Annotated in this window: 28 protein-coding genes and 1 pseudogene; 20 read left to right on the forward strand and 9 right to left on the reverse strand. The window is 67.4% G+C overall.

Annotated features, from left to right (window positions below):
• Positions 1–30 precede the first annotated feature (30 nt).
• Complete coding sequence (locus ACWEOO_RS26000; RefSeq protein ID WP_452145229.1) at positions 31–831, forward strand: DUF2249 domain-containing protein; 801 nt, start codon at positions 31–33, stop codon at positions 829–831.
• 35 nt (positions 832–866) lie between these two features.
• Here the strand turns inward: ACWEOO_RS26000 and ACWEOO_RS26005 are convergent, their stop codons facing one another.
• Positions 867–1,334 carry a hemerythrin domain-containing protein gene (locus ACWEOO_RS26005; protein ID WP_452145230.1) on the reverse strand — a complete coding sequence of 156 codons (468 nt, stop codon included), beginning with the start codon at positions 1,332–1,334 and terminating at the stop codon, positions 867–869.
• Positions 1,335–1,435: 101 nt separating this feature from the next.
• Positions 1,436–2,185: a rod shape-determining protein gene (locus tag ACWEOO_RS26010; protein WP_452145231.1), complete on the reverse strand. Its 750-nt coding sequence runs from the start codon at positions 2,183–2,185 to the stop codon at positions 1,436–1,438.
• Positions 2,186–2,229: 44 nt separating this feature from the next.
• Between ACWEOO_RS26010 and ACWEOO_RS26015 the strand changes: the two genes are divergently transcribed.
• Positions 2,230–2,550, forward strand: a complete 321-nt coding sequence (locus tag ACWEOO_RS26015; protein WP_452145232.1) for a hypothetical protein — start codon at positions 2,230–2,232, stop codon at positions 2,548–2,550.
• 33 nt (positions 2,551–2,583) lie between these two features.
• Here ACWEOO_RS26015 and ACWEOO_RS26020 read toward each other — a convergent pair whose 3' ends face one another.
• Positions 2,584–2,925: a TraR/DksA family transcriptional regulator gene (locus ACWEOO_RS26020; protein ID WP_359922905.1), complete on the reverse strand. Its 342-nt coding sequence runs from the start codon at positions 2,923–2,925 to the stop codon at positions 2,584–2,586.
• A 124-nt stretch (positions 2,926–3,049) separates the two neighbouring features.
• On the opposite strand from ACWEOO_RS26020, the gene ACWEOO_RS26025 reads away from it, so the two are divergent.
• The gene (locus tag ACWEOO_RS26025; RefSeq protein ID WP_452145233.1) at positions 3,050–4,114 is read left to right on the forward strand and encodes a HAMP domain-containing sensor histidine kinase; all 1,065 of its coding nucleotides are present in this window, start codon (positions 3,050–3,052) and stop codon (positions 4,112–4,114) included.
• Entirely contained in the window at positions 4,111–4,767 is a 657-nt protein-coding gene (locus ACWEOO_RS26030) for a response regulator transcription factor (RefSeq protein ID WP_359922900.1), read from the forward strand. The genes ACWEOO_RS26025 and ACWEOO_RS26030 overlap by 4 nt, the downstream gene beginning before the upstream one ends.
• 62 nt (positions 4,768–4,829) lie before the next feature.
• Here the strand turns inward: ACWEOO_RS26030 and ACWEOO_RS26035 are convergent, their stop codons facing one another.
• A complete protein-coding gene (locus ACWEOO_RS26035) occupies positions 4,830–5,576 on the reverse strand; it encodes a hypothetical protein (RefSeq protein WP_452145234.1) in 747 nt (248 codons plus the stop codon).
• A 202-nt stretch (positions 5,577–5,778) separates the two neighbouring features.
• Positions 5,779–7,035 carry a PucR family transcriptional regulator gene (locus ACWEOO_RS26040; protein WP_452145235.1) on the reverse strand — a complete coding sequence of 419 codons (1,257 nt, stop codon included), beginning with the start codon at positions 7,033–7,035 and terminating at the stop codon, positions 5,779–5,781.
• Positions 7,036–7,221: 186 nt separating this feature from the next.
• Here ACWEOO_RS26040 and ACWEOO_RS26045 point away from each other — a divergent pair.
• Positions 7,222–8,016 (forward strand): annotated as a pseudogene (locus ACWEOO_RS26045) (universal stress protein); the annotation flags it as partial.
• A 120-nt stretch (positions 8,017–8,136) separates the two neighbouring features.
• Here ACWEOO_RS26045 and ACWEOO_RS26050 read toward each other — a convergent pair.
• Positions 8,137–8,604 carry a hypothetical protein gene (locus tag ACWEOO_RS26050; protein WP_452145236.1) on the reverse strand — a complete coding sequence of 156 codons (468 nt, stop codon included), beginning with the start codon at positions 8,602–8,604 and terminating at the stop codon, positions 8,137–8,139.
• An 86-nt stretch (positions 8,605–8,690) separates the two neighbouring features.
• Here ACWEOO_RS26050 and ACWEOO_RS26055 point away from each other — a divergent pair, with 86 nt between their 5' ends.
• A complete protein-coding gene (locus ACWEOO_RS26055) occupies positions 8,691–9,377 on the forward strand; it encodes a helix-turn-helix transcriptional regulator (protein WP_452145237.1) in 687 nt (228 codons plus the stop codon).
• Positions 9,378–9,551: 174 nt separating this feature from the next.
• Here the strand turns inward: ACWEOO_RS26055 and ACWEOO_RS26060 are convergent, their stop codons facing one another.
• On the reverse strand, positions 9,552–10,007 hold the full coding sequence (locus tag ACWEOO_RS26060) for a universal stress protein (protein ID WP_452145238.1): 456 nt from the start codon (positions 10,005–10,007) through the stop codon (positions 9,552–9,554).
• Positions 10,008–10,251: 244 nt separating this feature from the next.
• Between ACWEOO_RS26060 and ACWEOO_RS26065 the strand changes: the two genes are divergently transcribed.
• Positions 10,252–10,827 carry a TetR/AcrR family transcriptional regulator gene (locus ACWEOO_RS26065; RefSeq protein WP_452145239.1) on the forward strand — a complete coding sequence of 192 codons (576 nt, stop codon included), beginning with the start codon at positions 10,252–10,254 and terminating at the stop codon, positions 10,825–10,827.
• Between the two features lie 250 nt (positions 10,828–11,077).
• On the opposite strand, the gene ygiD is transcribed toward ACWEOO_RS26065, so the two are convergent.
• Positions 11,078–11,920, reverse strand: a complete 843-nt coding sequence (gene ygiD, locus ACWEOO_RS26070; protein ID WP_452145240.1) for a 4,5-DOPA-extradiol-dioxygenase — start codon at positions 11,918–11,920, stop codon at positions 11,078–11,080.
• Between the two features lie 120 nt (positions 11,921–12,040).
• On the opposite strand from ygiD, the gene ACWEOO_RS26075 reads away from it, so the two are divergent.
• From ACWEOO_RS26075 to ACWEOO_RS26090, 4 genes are all read left to right on the forward strand, one after another.
• Positions 12,041–12,385 (forward strand): ArsR/SmtB family transcription factor, encoded by a 345-nt coding sequence (locus ACWEOO_RS26075; protein WP_359922874.1) that lies wholly within the window; start codon positions 12,041–12,043, stop codon positions 12,383–12,385.
• On the forward strand, positions 12,366–12,848 hold the full coding sequence (locus tag ACWEOO_RS26080) for an SRPBCC family protein (RefSeq protein WP_452145241.1): 483 nt from the start codon (positions 12,366–12,368) through the stop codon (positions 12,846–12,848). The genes ACWEOO_RS26075 and ACWEOO_RS26080 overlap by 20 nt, the downstream gene beginning before the upstream one ends.
• A 122-nt stretch (positions 12,849–12,970) precedes the next feature.
• Positions 12,971–13,465 carry a SigE family RNA polymerase sigma factor gene (locus tag ACWEOO_RS26085; RefSeq protein WP_359922857.1) on the forward strand — a complete coding sequence of 165 codons (495 nt, stop codon included), beginning with the start codon at positions 12,971–12,973 and terminating at the stop codon, positions 13,463–13,465.
• On the forward strand, positions 13,462–14,346 hold the full coding sequence (locus ACWEOO_RS26090; protein ID WP_452145242.1) for a hypothetical protein: 885 nt from the start codon (positions 13,462–13,464) through the stop codon (positions 14,344–14,346). The genes ACWEOO_RS26085 and ACWEOO_RS26090 overlap by 4 nt, the downstream gene beginning before the upstream one ends.
• Before the next feature lie 55 nt (positions 14,347–14,401).
• Here the strand turns inward: ACWEOO_RS26090 and ACWEOO_RS26095 are convergent, their stop codons facing one another.
• A complete protein-coding gene (locus ACWEOO_RS26095; RefSeq protein WP_452145243.1) occupies positions 14,402–15,178 on the reverse strand; it encodes a phytanoyl-CoA dioxygenase family protein in 777 nt (258 codons plus the stop codon).
• 551 nt (positions 15,179–15,729) lie between these two features.
• Between ACWEOO_RS26095 and ACWEOO_RS26100 the strand changes: the two genes are divergently transcribed.
• From ACWEOO_RS26100 to ACWEOO_RS26140, 9 genes are all read left to right on the forward strand, one after another.
• The gene (locus ACWEOO_RS26100) at positions 15,730–16,032 is read left to right on the forward strand and encodes a hypothetical protein (protein ID WP_452145244.1); all 303 of its coding nucleotides are present in this window, start codon (positions 15,730–15,732) and stop codon (positions 16,030–16,032) included.
• A 29-nt stretch (positions 16,033–16,061) separates the two neighbouring features.
• The gene (locus tag ACWEOO_RS26105; protein WP_452145245.1) at positions 16,062–16,982 is read left to right on the forward strand and encodes an endonuclease/exonuclease/phosphatase family protein; all 921 of its coding nucleotides are present in this window, start codon (positions 16,062–16,064) and stop codon (positions 16,980–16,982) included.
• Between the two features lie 191 nt (positions 16,983–17,173).
• Entirely contained in the window at positions 17,174–17,551 is a 378-nt protein-coding gene (locus ACWEOO_RS26110; protein ID WP_452145246.1) for a hypothetical protein, read from the forward strand.
• Positions 17,552–17,594: 43 nt separating this feature from the next.
• Positions 17,595–18,368: a hypothetical protein gene (locus ACWEOO_RS26115; protein WP_452145247.1), complete on the forward strand. Its 774-nt coding sequence runs from the start codon at positions 17,595–17,597 to the stop codon at positions 18,366–18,368.
• Positions 18,369–18,459: 91 nt separating this feature from the next.
• Entirely contained in the window at positions 18,460–18,837 is a 378-nt protein-coding gene (locus ACWEOO_RS26120) for a hypothetical protein (protein WP_452145248.1), read from the forward strand.
• 23 nt (positions 18,838–18,860) lie between these two features.
• Positions 18,861–19,763, forward strand: a complete 903-nt coding sequence (locus tag ACWEOO_RS26125) for a hypothetical protein (protein ID WP_452145249.1) — start codon at positions 18,861–18,863, stop codon at positions 19,761–19,763.
• A 5-nt stretch (positions 19,764–19,768) separates the two neighbouring features.
• Positions 19,769–20,263 carry a hypothetical protein gene (locus ACWEOO_RS26130; RefSeq protein WP_452145250.1) on the forward strand — a complete coding sequence of 165 codons (495 nt, stop codon included), beginning with the start codon at positions 19,769–19,771 and terminating at the stop codon, positions 20,261–20,263.
• Positions 20,263–20,838, forward strand: a complete 576-nt coding sequence (locus ACWEOO_RS26135) for a hypothetical protein (RefSeq protein WP_452145251.1) — start codon at positions 20,263–20,265, stop codon at positions 20,836–20,838. Before ACWEOO_RS26130 ends, ACWEOO_RS26135 begins: the two co-directional genes overlap by 1 nt.
• Positions 20,839–20,849: 11 nt before the next feature.
• Positions 20,850–21,488 (forward strand): PASTA domain-containing protein, encoded by a 639-nt coding sequence (locus ACWEOO_RS26140; protein WP_452145252.1) that lies wholly within the window; start codon positions 20,850–20,852, stop codon positions 21,486–21,488.
• Positions 21,489–21,493 lie beyond the last annotated feature (5 nt).

Consider the following 21,493-nt stretch of genomic DNA (forward strand, 5'->3'; position numbering starts at 1 on the left):
GATAGTCAGTGGGGCTTGAGGAGGTCGAACATGAACGACGTGACCATCGCGTCGAGCGAGGCAGAGGTGCACGCCGCCGAAGCCGTCGAGCGGCATCACTCCGAGTTGGCCGGCGCGCTCGTGCGACAGGTGGAGGCGCTGTCCGCAGCCGCGGCCGGCCGCCGGTGGCAGGCTGCCGACTCGGCTCGCGCCGGCCTGGTCGAGTGGTGCCGCACCGAGCTGGTGCCGCATGCGCTGGCCGAGGAACGAACCCTGTACGCCGAGGCAGCCCAACGCGAAGACCTGCGTCTTCTCGTCGAAGCGATGGTGGCCGAGCACCAGGTGATCGTCGGCCTGGTCGATACCTTGGCCACCACCACAGACGCCCTCAGAGCCGCCGAACTGGCCCGTGCGCTCAGCGTGTTGTTCGGTGCGCACCTGGCCAAGGAGAACGAGCAAGTCCTCCCGATCCTGCTGGCGGCTCCGGACGTGTCGGTCGCGCAGCTGCTCGCGGGGATGCACGAACTGATCGGCGAGGAGGCTCATTCGCACCCGGGCCCCAACGCACCGGCAGACGAGAGCAACCACGCTTGCGCCTGCGGTGACGGGGACGGTCCAGTTCTGGAGCTCGACAGCAGCGCCATTCCGCACGCCGTTCGGCACGGGGCGATCTTCGGCGCCCTCGACGCCCTCCGCCCCGGAAGTTGCCTCGTCCTGACCGCGTCACACGACCCGCTGCCGCTGCTCGCCCAACTCGAACAGCGCGCGCCCGGGAGATTCTCGGTGGAGTACGTCGCCCAGGGCCCCGATGTGTGGCGTCTCGCATTCAAGCCCACTGACCAGCCGCGGTAGACACCGAAACCGGGCCGAGGCCGCTCGACCCGGTTTCAGTGCGCCGGCGTCGGTGTTTCGTCGTTCTCGGCGTGGGCGCGCTCGACTGTCTCCCAGCCCTCCGCGCCGAGCGTGACGACGCTGACCGGGAAGATCCCGAGGTTCTCGCGGTCGATGTGCAGCGAGAGGTCGGCGAGCAGAGCTTTGACGCGCTGCTCGAAGTCCGGCGCGGCGGCGTCGAGTTGGTCGAAGATCTCGTCGAAGGCGCGGTCGTCGGCCTCGAGCCGTCGTACCTCGTCGGCGAAGTCGCCCTGCTCCTCGAGCGCCGCGAACACACCACGCTCCTCGCGCCGCGCATGCGGGACGAGCCGCGCACCGAGCACGGCGAGCGCCCCCTCTGCGGTCGTCCGGTCGCCGGCCAGCAGCGAGCGCCTGATCTGCCCCGACAGCTCCAGCATCTCCATGTGCTCGTCCATCAATCGGGCGATCGGTTCGATCTCACGGCAGCCACAGTGTTCGCACATACCGTTGAGGCTAGGTCGGTCCACCACCCCGTCCCCAGGACCTTAGGTCCCGTTCCGACCCGCCTGAGGTCCTGTTCGCGTTCGCCTGGACCGGGGTCGTCTCACCGGTTCATCGAGCCGGGGTGACGGCAGGTCGCTTGCAGCGCGAGGACGGCGCCGCGGACGGCGGCGGTGATCGGCGCCGGTGCGGGTCTGACCTTCGCGCCGAGCTGTTGTGCGAGTTTGTAGATGAGCTCGGGACGAAGGGCGCCGCCGCCGGTGAGCAGGATCCCGCGGTCGAGGGCGTCGACCACCTGTGGTCCGCAGTCGTCGTCGAGCATCGGGATCGTCGCGGTCGCGATCGCCCGGACCAGATCCGCGGGTGACACGCCGGATCCCAGATCGTCGAGCCCCAACGCCGTACGGTGTCCCCGGCTGACCTGGCCCGCCTCGATGAGAGCCACCTCCGTCAGCTGTGCTCCCATGTCGACGACCAGCAGCGCCCTGGTGAGATCGGCTCGTGCGCCGAGCGCGGCCGCTTTCACACCATCGATGGTCAGCAAGCGCCGCGGACCGAGGATCTCGAGCAGATCGCGGCGATGGGCGTCGCCGCTACCGACCGGTGTCGTCACCATGACGACGGAGTCCCGGTGGGCGCGGACCGGGACCAAGCCGTCGAGCAAGGACGCGATCGCCGCCACGTCGACGATCGCGCCACGACGTACGAGCACGGTCCGGTCGCCCTCGGCCGTCCGCACCTCGACCGGGCCGCGCCGGTCCGGGGCCCACAGCTTCACGCGGGCGCTGCCGAGGTCCACCGCGACGCCGTAGAGCGGTGGTCCGCCCGACCCCGAGCCTCGGCGTCGCATCATGCTCGTCGTCCGCTCGGCTCGCATCATCCCTGTTCCCGCAGGCGGTGGCATTCTGCGCAGTACAACGTCTGCGGGCAGATGCGCAAACGCGCGAGGCCAACGGCTTCGCGGCAGTGGCAGCACCGTCCGTAGTGCCCGGTCTCCATCCGGGCGAGTGCCGCCTCGACATCAGCCAGAACGATCCTCGCTCCCGCGGCAAGGCAATCCTGCACCTCGACCAATGCGGAGCGGAGTCGCGCCGGACTTCCGGGAGGCGGCGCCTGGCGGATCCGCCGCAACTGCTCGCGGCGAAACGCACGCTGTTCGAGCAGGCTCGACCGCAGCACCGCAAGGTCACGTCCGGCAATTCCGGCGTTGACAACTGATGCGACTCGTCCCGCCATTGCGCTCGTTTCCTCTCAGCTGCCCGCATCGAGGGCGAGCTGCTGGCAGCGCACGCAGTACCGCACGTACGGCAGGATCTCGAGTCGTTCGACCGGGATCCGGACCTTGCAGTCCTGACAGTCTCCGTACGAGCCGTTCTTGGCACGCTCCACCGCGGCGTCGATCTCGCCGAGGACCAGGCGGATCGCCTTCGTCTGCGCCGTCATCAGTTCCTCGTTGGCGTTCGGCCGGTCGGCCTCCATGGCCGTGAGCTGTGCCAGCCGGGTGTTGCGCTCCCGCTGCAACCGGCGCAGAGGCTCGTGCATCCGACGCTCGTCGGCATCCTCCGCCCGGGTGGTGATCCGGTGTGTCGTCATGGCCCCAGAGTCGCCCGTGGAACGTCGCCGGCCAATCGGGACCAGCACCCATCTTTCGCGGACCGCGCACACATGGGGGTCAGTCCCGATGGACACGTCCGGATACGCCGCCCATGCTGGAGAGGTGGGCAGGACGGCGGTACATCGCACCTTCGACGAGACGTACTCGGCGCACCGATCGGCGACACCCGGGACAATGGACGGTGTCGCACTCGAGGAAGGGATGCCGGCGATGTCGTTGTTCTGGCGGATCTTCGCCCTCAATGCCGTGGTTCTCGGGGCGGCTACGGCGTTGCTGCTGTGGGCTCCCGTGACCGTGTCGGTCCCGGTGCTCTTCACCGAAGCCGTCGTCCTGATCGGCGGACTGGTCGTGATGCTCGTCGCGAATGCGGCCCTGCTGCGCATCGGCCTCGCGCCGCTCGTGCGTCTGAGCCGTCAGATGTCGACGGTCGACCTGCTGCGTCCGGAGGACCGGTTGGCGGTCCACGGCCATGGCGGGGTCGCCAACCTCCTTCGCGCCTTCAACGCCATGCTCGATCGTCTGGAGGCCGAACGGGCGACGAGTGCCGCGCGGGCGTTGTCCGCCCAGGAGTCCGAGCGCCGAAGGGTGGCCCGCGAACTGCACGACGAAGTCGGGCAGAGCATGACCGCCGTGCTCCTCGACCTGAAGCGGGCTGCTGATCTTGCGGACGACCAAGCCCTGCGGGACGAGCTCACCCAGGCACAGGAAACCACCCGTGAAAGCCTCGACGAGGTACGTCGCCTGGCGCGCCGGCTGCGGCCCGGCGTTTTGGACGATCTCGGCCTGGTCAGTGCGCTGACGGCTTTGGCGACAGAGATCTCCGACCACACCGGCCTGCGGATCACGCACCACTTCGGCAACAACCTGCCGGCGATGGACGACCAGACGGAGCTCGTGCTCTATCGCGTCACGCAGGAAGGTCTCACCAACGTCGCCCGGCACGCCGCCGCGTCCACGGTCGCTCTGACCTTGGACACGCGCGACGGTCACGTCGTACTGCGGATCAAGGACGACGGCCGTGGAATCGGCTTCGCGCACGAGGGCGCCGGAATACGCGGGATGCGTGAGCGGGCGCTGCTCATCGGCGCGAACCTCGTGATCGCCGGCGGACAGTCAGGAGGCACCGAGGTCACACTGACGGTGCCCAGGCCTGGAGGCGCAGCGTGACACCGGAACCGACACGGATCCTGCTGGCCGACGACCACGCGCTGGTACGCCGCGGTGTACGCCTGATCCTGGACGCCGAGCCCGATCTGAAGGTCGTGGCGGAGGTCTCCGACGGACACGAGGCGGTCGCGGTGGCCCGCAGTCAGCCGATCGATCTGGCGATCCTCGACATCGCGATGCCTCGCATGACCGGGCTGCAAGCAGCCAGGGAACTCGCGGCGGTTCGGCCGGACGTGCGCGTGCTGATGCTGACGATGTACGACAACGAGCAGTACTTCTTCCAGGCTCTCAAGGCCGGAGCGTCGGGCTATGTACTCAAGTCCGTCCTGGACCGTGATCTCATCGAGGCATGCCGCGCCGCGATGCGCGGCGAACCGTTCCTGTACGCGGGCGCTGTCACCAGACTCGTCCGCAGCTACCTGGACCGCGTCCGGCAAGGCATCGATCTGCCCGCCCAGATCCTCACCGCCCGCGAGGAGGAGGTTCTCAAACTGGTGGCCGAGGGCAACTCATCGAAGGAGATCGCCGAGATCCTGACGATCAGCATCAAGACCGTCGAGCGCCACCGCTCGAACATGCTCCAGAAACTCGGCCTCCGCGACCGCCTCGACCTCACCCGCTACGCCATCCGGGCCGGCCTCCTCGAACCGTGACTCCAGGGCGCGATGCGCGCTGACCCGGGCTCTTGTGACCGCTCCGTTGGCCAGGAGCAGATTCACTGGTCTGTGTCGTGGAGGAGATCGTTCCAGTCGATGCGGGCGCTGCTGGTGGCGCTGCCCCCGAGAACGAACCTGCTGGGATCCCCCGCGGCCCTGGGGCCCGATGCAAACCAGGCTGCCATCCCCGGAGCGTTGCGGCGCTCGATCTCGTCCAGATAGCCCCGTCGCTCCTCGATGACCCTCAGTCGTTGCGCCGGTGACTCGGCACGCTGGAGTGCCGAGTAGCTGGCTCGCCAGGCCAGGCAGAGCGCCTCGTTGCTGAGGGACGCCAGCTCCGCGGGTTCCAACCGCCACTCGGCATCGACCGGTGTGATCCGCAGCGGGGCGGGCTCGCGAGGATGCTGAGCGGAATCCGGTAGCGGAGGAAGCGCTGCGGATTCAGAAAGATGACCATGCTCGCGGAGCCAGTGAACACAGCGCGTGGTGACGTACGGCGATCCGCCCGCCGTTGTCGCCACCAGGAGCACCGCGGCCGGAGCTCCGAGCAAAGTACCCAGACCGATGAATGCGACGACTCCGGCACCCGTGAGGATGGCGCTGCGGGCAACGATTCGCCGGAGGTTTCGGGGAAGCCGTGTGCCGTCTTCAGGGTTCAGGGCAACCAACGCGACGGCCCAACCGCTGAGGACCGCGCACACGAAGATCGTCATGATCACGGCCAGCGACCAGGTGAACGCCACGATCAGACCGAGTACGCCGATGCTGCCGCACACGACCAGCCAACCGGCACGGTAGATCCTCATCGCGGACTCACCCTTCCCGCCTCGACCACGGCCTGCTGCAGGACGGCGGATGACAAGTTCACAAGGAGACCTCCTGACCGCATTCGAGCTGATCGTGCAGCTACGACTCTGCCGCTCCCCGGCCGGAATCTGTACGGCAGCGACCGGCGAACCTGGAGCCGCCTAGGTCGCCGACGCCCGGCAACCGGATCCGCATCGAGTTCTATGTGCGCGGGGCGTTCGAAGGAAGGTCGCTCGCGGGCCAATCGAGAAGCCGGGCGCCTAGTACGGCGATGTGCAGGGTGAACCGCTGCGCCGGATCACCTGGGTCCTGGCCGGTGAGCTCCCTGACCTTGGCCAGCCGATAAGTGACGGTGCGGACCGACACGTTGAGGCGCCGGGCAGCCTCGGTGGCCACTTCGCCGGTCGCGAAGTAGGTCTCGAGGGTCTGCAGCAACGGTTCAGCGCCTCCTCGCGCGCGGGTCAGCGGGACGAGTACGGCGTTGATGAGATCGACGATCGCTGCCTGGTCACGGACCAGCACCCGGTACACGAGCATGTCACGCGCGTCCACCACAGGCACGTCGAGCTGCAGCCGTTCGCTGAGGGTCAGCGCCTCACGAGCCTCCTCGTACGAGCGGGCGATGCCATAGGCGCCTGGATAGGCGCGACCGGTCGCAACCCGCCACGCCCGCCCTGCCCGGTGCCGGACCAGCGCGTCGTGGATCGGCGCCCCGACGCCCTTGGTACCGGTCCGCGGGGCAGTCATCGCCGTGGTCGCGGTGGTCGCGGTCGTCGCGGGAATGAGCACGACCAGAAGGCCGTCCTTGGTCGCGACCAGGACTTCGCGGTCGCCGAAGCGGTCGAGGATGAAACGCTCGAGCATGGCGGTCGCGGTGTCGCCCTCGGCCAGGCCGTCTGCGGGAACGGCGAGCACCACCTGGTGGGGCCGGCCGAGATCGAGCCCGAACGGCTCGGCACGCTCGACGATCCGGGATACGTCGGCGTCGCCGCGCAGCAGGTCGTCGACAAGTTCGCGGCGCAGCGCCTCCTCCTGCCGGATCAGGTGCTGGGTCGCGACCTGGTAGCTGTCGACGAGGACCGCGATCGCCTCACCGACGACACGCAATACGGTCTGGGCCGAGGCTCGCACCGTGTCGCGGTCGCGGTACGGCACGACGTCGGGCAGGTCGCGCCACATCCGCCAGGCCGCCGAGAGGTACAGGTCGACGACCCGCCCGGCCGGAATGCCCTGTTCGGCGGCGCGCCGGCCGAGTTCACGTACGATCGCCAGCTCGTGGTCGCGCGGCCGCCGCCCGGAGATGGCGGCGTCGGCGAGCAGCGTGAGGTACTCGACCAGCAGCTCCAGCGGTGCCTGCGAGTCGCCCGCGGCCGCCTCCGCGATCGCCGTCAGCCAGGCCTCGTCCGCGCTGTTGTCCGCGCCGGACCCCGGCCATCGCACTCCACCGGAACCGCTCATCTCGCTCCCTTCCCCCGGCGGAACCGTTGCCGGGGCGCGGTGCCGTCCAGTAGAGCATCGTTGCCGGACGTCGGCCATAAGGCTGGTCACAGGTTCGCCGATCACGGCCGTACCCGTCGCGCCGCGGAAACGGCACATTCGAGACCGCAGGACATCCAGAACCGGAGCGGAGCGGCGAACATGACGATGACAACTGTTGCTCACACCCGCGGCCGCGCCGTCGTGGTCGGTGTCGACGGCTCGGTCTCCGCACAGGGCGCATTGGCCTGGGCCGCCATGACGGCGTCCGCCCGGCGCTGCCCGCTACGCATCATCCACACCTTCACTGTGCCGCTCCTCAGCAGCGCACCCGACATGATCCCGATCAGGGATCTGACCGTCGACCTCCGATCGGTGGCCGACTGGGTCCTGGCCGAGTCAGAGTCCTCCGCGCGCTACCTGGCACCCGACATCAAGATCACTCGTGAGCTGTTCGTCGCCGGAGCCGCGCCGACACTGTTGAGCCAGGCACACGACGCGGAACTGCTGGTTCTGGGCAGCCGCGGGATCGGCGGCTTCCGCGGTTTGCTGGTCGGCTCGGTGAGCACCGCCGTGGCCGCGCACGCCCGATGCCCGGTCGTCGTCGTCCGTCCGCATCGCGACGGTACGGCGTTCCCGGCGTTTGGGACCGGCCGGATCGTGGTCGGCGTCGACGGCTCCGATGTCTCCGCCGCGGCGATCCGGTTCGCGTACCACGAGGCAGTACGACGGCGCGTCGGTCTCCTGACCGTCCACGCCGTACCGCCGACCCGGCAGCAGTCCTCGCTGCGCGTCCCGCCACACGTCGTCGAACAGGTCGAGGAGCAACTGTTCGCCGCGGCGATGGAAAGCAAGCGAGTCCTCGATCCCCGCGTCGATCTGGAGATGAAGGTCGTGCACGGCCATCCCGCGCAGGCGTTGATCGACGCATCCGACGCGGCCGGCCTGGTCGTCGTCGGTTCCCGTGCCCTGGCCGCGAAGTCGAGCGTGACGTTGCTGACCGCAACCAAGGACACGGAGCACAGCCAAGCAGCCGTCCTGGCAGCACTTCTGCAGAAGACGCACCGACGCGGTCGACCGGGTCTACCTCGTGCTCGACGTACCGGAGTTCGTCGTGGACGAAGAACCGTGCCGGGCCGGCGCGTAGCGAGTGGCGAGACGGGCCAGGGCGACGGCGGCGACCAGGAGGCCGAAGTCTCGCAGGGCGACGTCGTAGAAGCCTGAGAGGGTCAGCAGGTTGAGGATGATGCCCGCGAGCCAGGCCGCGACGAGCAGGGCGCCGTAGCGCGGGATGACGGCGACGGCGATGCCGGCGACGATCTCGATCACCCCGACGAGGTACATCGCGTCCTGGCCGGAGCCGGGGACGATGTCGTTGATCCAGGGGGCCAGGTAGTTCGGCCAGTCGGTCAGCAGGTTGGCGAACTTGTCCAGGCCGAAGACGATCGGCGCCACCGTGAAGACGGTTCGCAGGGCCAGGAAGGCTTGGTACGCCGGATCCGACAGCGACTCACGGCCAGTGGTGCGGGCTGTGCGCCCCTCAGTGCTCATGATCGACTCCTTCTAAAATAGACGTATTTTGACTTTAGAAGGAGCCATCGTTTTCGTCAATGGGACTTGGCTTTAGAGTGGGTCGGGTGAACGACTCCAGGGACGCCCGGATCTCGGCGGTCGCAGCGTTGGAAGAACCGACGCGGCGCCTGCTGTACGACCACGTCGTACGCCAGGCCGATCCGGTGACGCGGGACGAGGCGGCCGCCGCGCTGGAGATCCCTCGCTCGACGGCTGCCTTCCACCTCGACAGGCTGGCCGAGGAGGGGCTGCTCGAGGTCGTCTTCGAGCGTCGCACCGGCCGCACCGGCCCGGGAGCAGGACGACCTTCGAAGCTGTACCGACGCTCCAGCGAGTACATCGGCGTCTCCCTGCCCGAACGCCGCTACGACCTGGCCGGCAGCCTCCTCGCAACTGCCCTCGAGGACGTCGAGGCCTCTGGCGAAACGCCACGGGCAGCCCTCGACCGTCGCGCCCGGCAGTTCGGCACCGACCTTGCCGCCGCCGTCGGCGACACATCCGCCCCGACCAGCTCACGTGCACTCATGCGTCTGCTCGAGGAGCAAGGCTTCGAACCGCGCAATCAGCAGGACGCGATCGTCCTCGGCAACTGCCCGTTCCACACTCTCGCCCGACAGCACACCGATCTGGTCTGCGAGATGAACCTCTGCCTCCTCGAAGGTCTCGTCTCAGGCCTCGGCATCACCGGCCTGCAAGCCCACCTTCGACCGACCCCGGGCTACTGCTGTGTTCGCCTCGAGAGCGACGCTTAGGGCCACCAGAGTTGCAACTCTCCTGGAGCTCATTCAAGTTGCGCGAGGCAAGCAAGTCGCGCAGTTGATTCCGGCGGAAGATGCGGTGTTCCTGCAGCCTGAGTTTCAGTTCAGCCAGCTCGTGTTCCGACAGCTGACGCTTGTGCAGGGCAACAGTCTGTGCGGTGGCCATTGTCAGCCGTCCGGCCGGCTGTTGGACCGGGCTGCCGGCGGGATGATGACCACCGGGACAATGGACTCGTGGGCGACCTGCTGGCTGACTGAGCCGAGCAGCAGCCCGGCGAATCCGCCCCGCCCTCGCGAGCCGACGACCAGCAACGTCGCATCCCGCGCGGCTGCGAGCAGAGCGGGCGCGGCGGGACCCTGGACGATCTGTCGTTCGGGCTCGCGGGCCAGGCCGGTGAGATCCACCGTCGCCAGGCTGTCGGTCATCGTCTTGTGTGCCGTCTCTACGAGACTCGCAGGATCGGCCAATAGCGGAGCATACGGCGACATCAGCGCCGCCGTGGGTTGCTGCCAGGCGTGGACGACGACAAGGCCGGCGCCACGCGCTCTTGCCTCGGCGACCGCCCATTCGAGTGCCTGTCGAGCACCCTTGCTGCCGTCGATGCCGACAACGATCTTCTCCATTGCGATCCTCCTCAGACGTGGTTCGTACACTTCGAGCGCGTCCTGACCGAGGCCCGCTCCTGCGCCCGATGGGCGAGCCCGATACCTCCGAGGCAGATCAGGGTGCTGCCACCCCGACGATGATCAGCAGGACCAGGTCGATCGCATCGAACGTCGACGTACTCATGTGACCTCCTCCTAACGTTTTCGATACATGCTCTGTAGCGCATATCGCCGTACTTCTGTTCCCGGCAGACTGGACCCCATGCCACCCACCACGAGCAATCGCGGCCGGCCCCGGCTCGAGTCGACCGACCAGCGCATCTTCGAGGCGGCGCGCGAACTGCTCCGCCTGAAGGGACCGGCCGCCGTGAACATCGACTCCGTCGCGGCCCGCTCCGGTGTCGCCCGGACGACGATCTATCGCCGCTACCGCAGCCGGGACGAGATGCTGCACGCGATCCTGGAGCACCTCATCGACCCGGGACCCCTGGCGCCCGACCTTCCGGTCGGCGAGAAGTTGCGATGGGTCATGGACCAGATCAGCGACATCCTGGAGAACCGGCTCGGACCGGGCGCCACCGCGGCGATCATCGCCGACAGCGACCCCGAGTTCTCGACGGCTGTACGGTCACGACTCGCCACCCGACTGAGCTCGCTCGCCCACCTGATGACCATCGACATGAAAGCCGGGCGCCTGCAGCCGACGATCGATCCTGACACGGTCCTCGGCGTACTGGTCGGCGCCTACCTCGCAGAGGTCCTCAGGTTCGGCTCGCCGCGCAAGGGCTGGATGGACCGCGCCGTCGGCCTTCTGGCTCCGGCCGTGGTGAAGAACTGACACCAGACAGGAATGCCTGACTGCGCCAGACCTGCGGCTTGTCTCGGTACCGTCGCGCGGCAACTCTGACCATCAGGAACACCGCCGTCGCGCCCACCAGCAGCAAGAGGATTGTCTCCATCCCGCTCGAGATCGTCATACCCATGCCCCTTCTCGCGCGTGGCCACTGAAGCTTTTCGATACATCTAATGTAGCGTAATTGGCGACAGATCCATTCCCGGGACCGGCCTATGGCTCGGATCACACGGATTCAGAGGTTGCTGTCCGACGTGGGGAAGCCATCGGGCAGTGGCGCCGCGGGGCCCGCATCCGGCCCGACGGCCGCGTCACAGTCCAGCCCGAGGGTGTACGCCGCCATCGAGATCGAGCCGGCGGCATGTCCGTCGACGAGCAGATCGAACGGCTCGTCGTCGGCCAGCCCGGCCGCGTAGAGCAAAGGCAGGAAGTGATCCGGGGTGGGAACTGCGTGACCGAAGTCAGGATGGGCGTCGAGAGCTGCCACCTCCGAGGGTGAAGCCTCGAGCAGCTCGCGTGCGGCCTCGTCGAAACGCAGTGCCCAGTCGTACCCCGAGTCCGGCTTGCGGTAATCGACGGCGCGCAGATTGTGGACGATGTTGCCACTGCCGACGATGAGAACGCCCTCATCGCGCAGCGGACTCAGCCTGCGGCCGAGTTCGAGATGGTGGTCGAAGTCCTTGAACGCGTTGAGAGACAGCTGAACGACCGGGATGGAGGCGTCCGGGAAGGCGTGCAGGAGGACCGACCAGGTGCCGTGGTCGATTCCCCAACTGTCGATGTCCTGCCCCACCCACCGGGGCTTGCAGACGTCCGCCACGAGTTCCGCGACCTCGGGCGCACCGGGCGCCGGGTACTGCACATCGAACAACTCTTGCGGGAATCCGTAGAAGTCGTGGATGGTCCGCGGACGCGGCATTGCAGTCACCGCGGTCGCATTGGTGTACCAGTGCGCGGAGATCACCAGGATCGCGCGCGGCCGCGGCACCGACGCCCCGAAAACCCGCCAAGCCTCCGTGTAACGGTTCGTCTCCAGCGCGTTCATCGGGTTGCCATGGCCAAGAAAAGCAACGGGCATCCGGGTCTCGTTCACGGTCGTCTCCCGATTCGACTCCAGCCCGACACTACTCCGCACAACGCGCAGGTCGGCGCGTCCTCGCCTTGACGGGGTGGTTGGCGCGATCTAACGTACAACCAAATGGTTGTAGATGTGGACGAGTTGCTGCATGCCTTGGCGGATTCGACGCGGCGGGACATCGTGCGACGGTGTCTCGGCGAGGCGGCGTCGGTATCGCGCCTGGCCGCGGCGTACCCGATGAGCTTCGCCGCGGTGCAGAAGCACGTCGCGGTGCTGGAGCGCGCCGGTCTGGTGTCGAAGGAACGGCGTGGGCGGGAACAGCTCGTGCGGAGCCGGATCGACGCCGTTCGGCAGGCCCGGGACGCGCTCGACCAACTCGAGTCCACCTGGCGTGCACGAGTCGAACGAATGTCGGATCTGCTGTCCGGCGAAGGAGATGAGCAGCATGAGCGTGACGAGCGTTGACAAGGACTTCGACGCGTTGACCCTGACCCTGGTCGCCGACTTCGAGGCGTCGACCGAGCAGGTCTGGGACTTGTGGGCGGACCCGCGGAAGCTGGAGAAATGGTGGGGCCCGCCGACGCATCCGGCCACCATGATCGACCACGATCTGACGCCTGGCGGCCGAGTGTTCTACTACATGACCGGACCGGAGGGCGAGAGGTTTCACGGCACCTGGCGGTTCACCGCGGTGGACGCACCGAAGTCGCTGGAGTTCGTGGACTACTTCGCGGATGCCGACGGCAGGATCGACGACGCCCTCCCACCGAACACGGTGCACGTCGAGCTCTCGCGGTACGCCGGTGGCACCCGGATGGAGTTGCGCGCCGCATTCGACACCCGCGAGCAGATGGATCAACTCCTGGCCACCGGGATGGCCGAAGGACTTCAGCAGGCCGTGGCGCAGATGGACGCGTTGATCGCATAGCCGAATGGACTTTGTCGACATTCCTGGCCGACCGCAGCAGGTGACAACCGAAGGATCGGGCCGTGCAACCAACTTCGGTGCTCGGGGCGTGTCTAACCCGGTACCGAGGATGGGGAGGGCAGATGAGTGATCGGGACGCCGCGTTCGAGGCGTATTTCGCGGCTCGTTCCGATGCCATGCGTGGTACGGCGTACCTGCTGTGCGGCGACTGGCATCGTGCGGAGGACCTGGTCCAGCAGACGTTCACCAAGATCTACCAGGTGTGGCGCCGGATCCAGCGGCAGGACGCGATGGACAACTACACCAGGCAGACACTGATCCGGACGTTCCTGTCCGAGCGGCGCCGGGGGTGGTTCCGGTACGAGTCCGTCGGCGTCCCGCCGGCCGACCCGCCGACGGCGTCGGCAGGCCCCACCGAAGAACGGCTCATGTTGCTCGAGGCGCTGGTGAAGGTGCCGCCGAGGCAACGCGCCGTACTGGTGCTGCGGTACTGGGAGGACCAGTCCGTGGAGCAGACGGCCGAGCTGCTCGACTGCTCGACCGGAACTGTCAAGAGCCAGGCATCGCGCGGGCTGGCCGCGCTGCGCGGTCTGCTGGAAGAGGAGAAGGTTCGATGAACGAAGAGGATCTCAACGAGGCGTTCCGCGACGTGATGGTGCGCAGCACCCCGCCGCCGTCGATGGATCCCGCCCACGCCCTCGACCGGGCCCGCCGGACGCGTAAGCGGCGCAGGGTGAGGTGGGCGGCGGTCGCCGCCGTACCGCTGGTGGTCGGGGTCGGAGCCGCTCCCACCGTGATCGCGAACTACAGCGGTCACCGGTCGGTGGGCCAGATGGTGGCCGGCGACACAGGAACGACCCAACCCACGGCCCAACCCACGACGCGGCCGGTCTCCACGGTGACGCCGGTGGCGCCGAAGACGCGGAAGTCGCAGGATCCCTGGCCGGAGGGCCAGGTGGACCGTACGGCGACCGCGGGGCCGCGCGCCACCCGGGCCGTGACGCTGATGCAGGACCTGCGCTCGGCGGTACCGGCAGGGTTCGGCACACCGGACCTGAAGTACCCCGACGGTCGCCGGATGAGCTATCCGCAGAGCCAATACGCGTCCAATGACGGGGAGCAGGACTACTGGGAGTACATGGCCACCATCCCGGTGCAGAAGGACGACCGGGTCGGCCAGCTGCTCGTGCAGTCCACCACGCCCGACGGGAACCCGGCGACAACCCCGTGCAAGGTCGCGCAGAAGTTCTGGGGCGGGACCGGCACCTGCGTGGTCGTCGACGTCGGCGGCAAGAAGGTCGGCGTGCTCACCACCAAGGGCTCCGACGCTCGGTACGACCAGTGGGCCGCCTATCGGTACGACGACGGCACCGTCGTGGTCCTGGCGCAGACCAAGAAGAGCGACAACGACGCACGGTCGCCGCTGAAGCAACCGGTGTTCACCGCCGACCAGCTGGCCGAGCTGGTGACATCGCCGAAGTTCAAGATCAGCAGCTGACGTCGGCCAGGCACCGGCCTCTGGGAAGCCGGTGCCGCGCCGGAACGTCTGCGGGTCAGATCGGTAGCGGGTCGTAGTTGGCGCCGAACGGGGCGTCCGGCCGGCTGAACTCCCCCATCAGGGCGCGCCTGAGCGGGGTGGTGCGTTCGAGGAACTCGGGGTCGTTGCCGAAACGGTCGGCCATGCGCACCCACGGCGGGCTGTAGACGTAGTGGGTGGTGAAGCGGTCGTAGTCGCCGTCGTGGCGGAAGGTCCGGTGCCAGACGCCGTTGTGGAAGACGAGCGCGGCGCCGGCCTCGGCACACACGACATGGCCGATCGCGATGTCGCCCTTGCTCTGCCGGATCGAATCAGGCAGGCCGACCCGCGAGCGGTGGCTGCCGGGGATCATTTCCATGTTGCCCATACCGGGGACGGTCTGGTCGGTGAGCAGGTACGACACCCGGAGCTGCAGCAACGGGACCGGGTAGCCCAGGTCCTTGAAGTCGAACGCGGACGATCCGTCCTGGTGCCAGCCGCCGTTGCCCGCATGCGCCGGCTGCATGGTGTTCCAGCCGGCCTGCAGCACGAACCGGTCCCCGAGCAGACCCTGCACCTTGGGGAGGACGTCGGGGTGGTCGATGAGCCGCTCGAGCACCGGCTCACTCTCGTAGGTCCGGCCGATCTGACCGAACTCACGGTCACGGCTCTGGTGCAGACGCTGCGACACGTCGTACGCCTCGGCAGCCTCGTCCTTGGTCAGGACGTTCGGGATCAGGAAGTAGCCCCACGACTCGAAGATGAAGCGGTCGGTCTCGGTCAGCTGACCTTTGCCGACGACGGGATCAAGCATCGCTCTGTCCTTTCTTCATACTGTTCGGCAGTGTGTGGAAACGTTTCACAGGTACGGCATGCGGCGACCGGGACGCCGGGAGGGATCACCACACCGGCCGACGGTCAGCGCGACGGCCACCGTCCCGGGGTGACCTGCGGGCGGTGACAGCCGGACTTCTCGGAGGTACTCAGAGCCTCAGCGCACGCCACCGCCACCGCCGGCTCACCAAGCCGTGGGTCAGGACGATGGTCGCGGTCATACCCCAATCCTGACCCGAAACCCACCACCCGAGAAAGAGCCGTCTCAGCGTCCGACGGTGGACGCAGGTGCGAACGTCCGAAGTCGCGACCGCGGCCTGCAGGCGCGCGGCCAGCTGCGGACCTTCAACGTCCCGCACTGCATTCCTCCGAATCCGCACGAGCCTTTGTGTCCCATTCGCCGTTGCGCGATCAATCCGTTGACAGCGTTGACCGCGCGGCGCACGCTCGATGACGAGGGTGCGGCTGGGGGGTCGCGGCGCCTGAGACCCCGCACTGGCAGGTCAGGCCTGTGTTCCGGGGGGAATCGCCATGAGTGAGACGATCCATGACCTGGTCGAGCCGGTACGGCACATGCCGTTCGAGCCCAATCCCGCGTCCGACTGGGCTCGGCACATGGTGCGGATCACCCAAGTGCTGGATCACCAGGTCCGCTCGCTGCGGAAGTTGCAGGTCGTCCAGTCGTTGAAGGACGGCAGGCGCGACGGTGCGTACGTCGGAATCCGCAGTGACATCAGGAAATACAAGGTCGGCGATCGCCTCGACGCTCCACTCGATGCCACCACGGAGCTGGCGGAGCCGATCGGCTACCCCTACGGACGGGGCGTGTCATGACGCCGCCCCCCGGGAGAATGCCGGCCGCCGTGAAGCGCGATCTCCAAGGCATCAGGAAGGCGCTCGACAAGCAACTACCGGCGAAGACCAAGAACAACCTGCTCATCGGTACCTGGAACCTGCGAGCGTTCAGTGGCCTGACCAACAAATGGCAGTCCACCGATGACGACCAACCCAAGCGCGACTGGCAGGCCTTGGCGTGCATCGCCGCCGTCCTGGAGAGGTTCGATGTGACGGCAATCCAGGAGACCCGGCGTGACACGACCGCGCTCTTCGCCTTGCTCGACCGGCTCGGCCCGCAGTACCGGGTCATCGTGTCGGACACCACCGAAGGCAGCCAGGGGAATCAGGAGCGGCTGGCCTTCGTGTACGACGCCGACCGGGTGAAACCGTCCGGTCTCGTCGGCGAGATCGTGCTCCCCGCGACCGCCACGGGTAACGCGAAGCAGTTCGCGCGCACGCCCTACGCCGCCGGCTTCGTCCGTGGGACGACAGATTTCATCCTTGCCACGGTGCATGTCCTCTGGGGCAAGAGCACAGCCGGTCGCCTGGACGAGATCAGCGCCTTCGCCCGGTGGATGCGTGACTGGGCCGATCAGCCGAAGGACTGGAACCGCAACCTGCTGGTGCTCGGTGACTTCAATCTCGACCGCATCGACAACCCTCTGTATCAAGCCTTCGTTTCCACCGGTCTCTGGCCACCGCCAGAACTGGGACTGGCGCCCCGGACCATCTTCGACAATGACCGCACAAGTCATTTCTACGACCAGATCGCCTGGTTCAACGATCCCTCGGATCCCAAGCTCCCGGCACTCCTCCAGGGGCTCACGTACACGCAGCGCTGCGGCAGCTTCGACTTCGTCCCGCACGCTCAGAACGGACTCACCAGGTCGCAGCTCTCCTGGCGCATCTCCGACCACTTCCCACTGTGGCTGGAGTTCACGATCTGACAGCGGCCGTGCTGGATAAAACTGGAATTCCCGAGTTGTTTCTAGACCCAGCGGTTTCACTGAAGCGGATAAGCAACGCATTGTGAATGGCTGGATTCGCTCCGCTGATAATAGCTGCCCGACCTGATGCAAACTCTTGCCAGCCACTTGGTCGCCTGATAGTTGGTTGATTTGACCTTCGGGAGAATTCAATGAGCTTGGCGAGTTCACACACTGTCTTCGTCACGGCGATCCGGCTCGAGCCTGGTCGAGAGGATGTCTGCGGTATCACCGCGGTGCGCTGGTGCCGCCCCGACGGCGGCCGATCCGAGGAAACCTCGCCGGCCGATCTCGGGCTCTGGCTGATGGCAGGCCGGACGCGCGCGTTCGTCAAGTGGCCGGACGGCCGGAGGGGCCCCGAACTGCGCGCCCTGCGTTGCCCGGATCTCTGCGTCGCCTGCGGTCCTGACGCGCAGGACGACCCGCTGCTGACGCTGCCACGGTTCGGGCCGAGGATGCGTCGCCGACGTTCACGATCCCTCGAACGAGCCGGCGTCCTCGCGGCGACATTCACCCTGCGTTCAGGTTGATGGTGATCTCCTGGTCTGGCTCGACAGGAACCAGGAGGCCACCATGAACACTCGACGTTCGGCTGCCCTGCTCTCGGCAGCGCTGCTCCTCTGTCCAGGCGCAGCACACTCAAGCGCACGGGCGTCGATCACCACGAACTCGACAGTTGCTGCGCGGTGCAACCTGCCGGTGTTCGGTCCGGGTACGTCGTACCGGCCGCGGATCGACACCGAAGACTTCACCGCGTCGGTGACCAACCGGTGGTTCCCACTCCCGGTCGGACGAACCATGGTCTACACCGGCACGAAGGACGGCGAACCAGCCCTCGACATCGTCAAGGTCAGCCCACGCACGAAGTTGGTGCGTGGCGTCCGCACTCGGGTGGTCGAGGATCGCCTCTATCTGAGCAACCTGCTGACGGAGCGAACGAGCGACTACTACGCCCAGGACGAGTGCGGCAACGTCTGGTACTTCGGTGAGGACACGGCGGAGCTGGATGCCCGGGGCCGCGTCGTCAGCCGCGAAGGATCGTTCCATGCCGGCGTCGACGGCGCACAGCCTGGTGTCGTCATGCAAGCACACCCGCAGCTCGGCCGGCGCTTCCGGCAGGAGTGGTACCGCGGGCACGCCGAAGACATCTTCCAAGTCGTCGACCGCTCAGCCCGGGTAACGGTCCCCTTCGGCACCTTCCGCCACGCGCTTCGCACCACAGAGACGACCGCTCTCGAGCCCGGCGTCCTCGACACCAAGTACTACGTCCGCGGAGTCGGTGAAGTCGCCGAGCTCAGCCTCCGCGGCCCACGGGAGGCACTGCGGCTCGTCGAGGTCTTCACCTGAGATACCTCCCGAAGATTCAGAGGATTGCATCCCGGACGGATCCTTCGGTTCATCCCTTCGGCGCTCGGACGTCCGTACCGTCGGTGGTGACGTGACCGATGGGAGGGCCGGCGCTGTCATGAACCGCATCCTGGTGGCCGATCGGCCGTCTCCGGTGATCGAGACGGTCCGCGCCGCACTGGCCGGGCAGTCGGATCTCGAGCTCGAACTTGCCATCGGGTCCGATCTGGAACTGATGCTGAGCGCGGCCGAGGCCGAGGCCGATCTCGTCGTCATCGCGATGAGCGGCGGGGCCGTGCCACCACTCGCGGAGAGACTGCTCGACGAATATCCCGCCCTGACCGTCCTCGCCCTCGACGTCGAGCGCGCCGAAGGCATCCTCCAGACGATCGCCTCGGGTCCCGAAGCGATCGAGGATCTCGCCGGGCCGCGTCTGACCGCCGTACTGCGCTCCGCGGCAGCCGGCTGAACCGGACTCCGAGGAGGGGGATCATGAACGACACCAGCTACCCGTACCTTCGTGACGCGCTCGACGACCGCTTCTCCGGCCTGACCGACGCCGAACTGGACTCCGTGTTCGAGACCGCCTTCGGGACCGAGGTCACACCTCTCGAGTACGAAGAGTTCTTCGCCGGCCTCGGTAACGCCTTCAAGTCGGTCATCAGCGACGCCGGCCGATTGGCACAGCAAGCCGCGCCCGTCGCCGCTACGGCGTTGCAAGGTGGGTTGAAGGGTGCGGCGACCGGGATGCAGTACGGCGGTCCGTACGGCGCACTCATCGGTGCCCTTGCAGGCGGAACCGGCGCCGCCCTGCAGCAGCACACCACCGGTCCGGCGCGCGATGTCGGCGGAATCATCAGCGGAGTGATGAACGTGGCCGGCGGAGCGGGCGGCACGGCACCACCTCCTGGCAGCGGCGCACCGTCGCCGGCTCCACAACAAGCCGGCGTGCCTCAACTGCCTCCCGCACCACCGGGCACGCAGCAACCGGCTCGTCCTGCCGCGACGGATGGGCTGCTGCGGCTGCTCGCGAGCCCGGAGATGGGTCAAGCTCTGACGGCGCTGATGTCCGGGCGCAACCCCGCGGTACCTGCAGGCCCTTCGGGCGTTCCCGTCCCGGCGAACGCGTTCGCCGGCCTGCTCTCGACGCTCGCCAGGGCCTCCGAGGCCGAGGCCGTCGGCTGGGACGAGGCGATCGCCGTACCGGCGTACCTCGTCGGCCCGGACGGCGGCCTGGTCGCTGATCCCGGCGATCCCGATCAGCGCTCCGTAAGGCTCCTTCAGATCATGGCCGGACCATGGCGCGAGGACGCTGACGAGGACGTCGAGTTCGAGGAGGACCTGATCGAGGGCGACTTCGACGTCATCGACGAGTACGACGCGTTGCTGAGCTGACTGCCATGTCCAACACCGAAATGCTCGAGCTGATCAAGAAACAACTCGCGGGCGGTCAGAGCCTGGAAGCGACGGTCAGCGAGCTCGCGCGGAACGATCCGGAGCTGGCGCCCGTGGTCGAGCTGCTGGCGAAGCGCCAGGAAACGCTGGCGGAGGAGAACCTCCTGGCCGAGCAGGAGGACCACGCAACGGAATGGGAGGCCGAACGGCATCTCCGGAGCCGCGAGCTGAGAACTCACTTCGAAGACATCACGGCTGCGCTGAACGCACTCCGAGACCAACTCGCCCGTGTCGCCGGAGCACTCGGTGCCTGCCCGGCGTGCTTCGGCGACGACGCGGGCTGCCAGTGGTGCCGAGGCCGCGGCCGGCCGGGGTTCATGCCTCCGGAGCCGGAGTCGTTCGCGGAGATCGTTCTCCCCGCGGTCCGCCTGCACGTCCGGCTGCACGGCCGGCGGAACGGCCTTACGGACCAAGCGAACAGTCATGAAAGGAGCAATTGATGAACGGGTACTCGGAAGATCTGGACTCGCTGCTCGACAGCCTCGACTACGACGAGGGGTTCGAGGAAGCGGCGCCACGCCGGAGCACGATGGTCAGAACGCCGACACGGCAGAGCAGCTTCGTGCCCCGGCAAACCACGACGCCGGCAAGCCAGACCCAGGTGCAGAGCGCCGCACGGAACCTGGACAGCAAGATCGAGACTCTCAGCAGCGCGGTCCAGGCACTCGAGACGCGCACGAACACGCTGTCCACGAACCAGGACAGGCAAGGCGGCTTGCTGCGTCGCGAGGTCGCCGATCGACGGAAGTCGGCCGACACCATCCGAGCCGATCTCCAGCAGACCAAGATGCTGGCGGTCCTGCTGCCACTGATCAGCCAGGAGACGACCGATGCCGTCGACGACAGCGGACGGTCGATCAAGGTCCTCACCCAGTCGCAGAACCAGCTCGGCATCCTTCTCCCCTTGCTGTTGCTCCTGCCCGGCTACTCCGGCGGTGACAACAAGGCAGGGTTCGGCGGCGGGGACTCCACCATGATGCTGCTCCTGCTGGTGCTTCTGCTCGGACGCAGGTAGGGGGTACGGCGATGACAGTGACGGGCATCTCGTTCGGCAGCGCCGGGGGCGTCCTGGTCGGAGTGCCGAACGTCGTCGGCCTGCAGCAGGCCGCCGCGGAGACGAAGCTGCGTGACTTCGAACTCGTGCCACGCGTCCAGACGATCGAAGCCGAGGGAGCCGAGGGGGCCGTTTTCAGCCAGAACCCGGCAGCGAACACGGCCAAACCGAAGAACACTGTCGTGACGTTGCTGATCATCAAGGCACCAGTGATACCGCCGGACCTCGGCCAGCAACTGACCGACATCAAGACCGCCGTCGGCGACGTGGACACCAAGGTCGACCAGGTTGTCCCCGAGGTCCAAGCGGTGGGCCTTCAGGTCACCGGTGTCCAGTCCACGGCAGACGGAATCGCGACCGAACTGACCACTGTCGACGCGAACGTCACCGCGGTCGGTACCAAGCTCGACGGGATCACCACCACGGTCGACGAAATCGCCGCCGCGGTGGACGGGCTGGGGACCAAGATCGACACGATCTCGACCGCGGTGGCCGATCTCGAGACCGACGCCGCGGCGGAGACCAGGAAGCAGGCGATCCTCGACAAGCTCGACACCGAAGTCAAAACCGGCAGCAGCACGGCCAAACGCCCCGGAGGAACAGGACGGTGATCTGC

Source organism: Kribbella sp. NPDC004138, assembly GCF_053603655.1.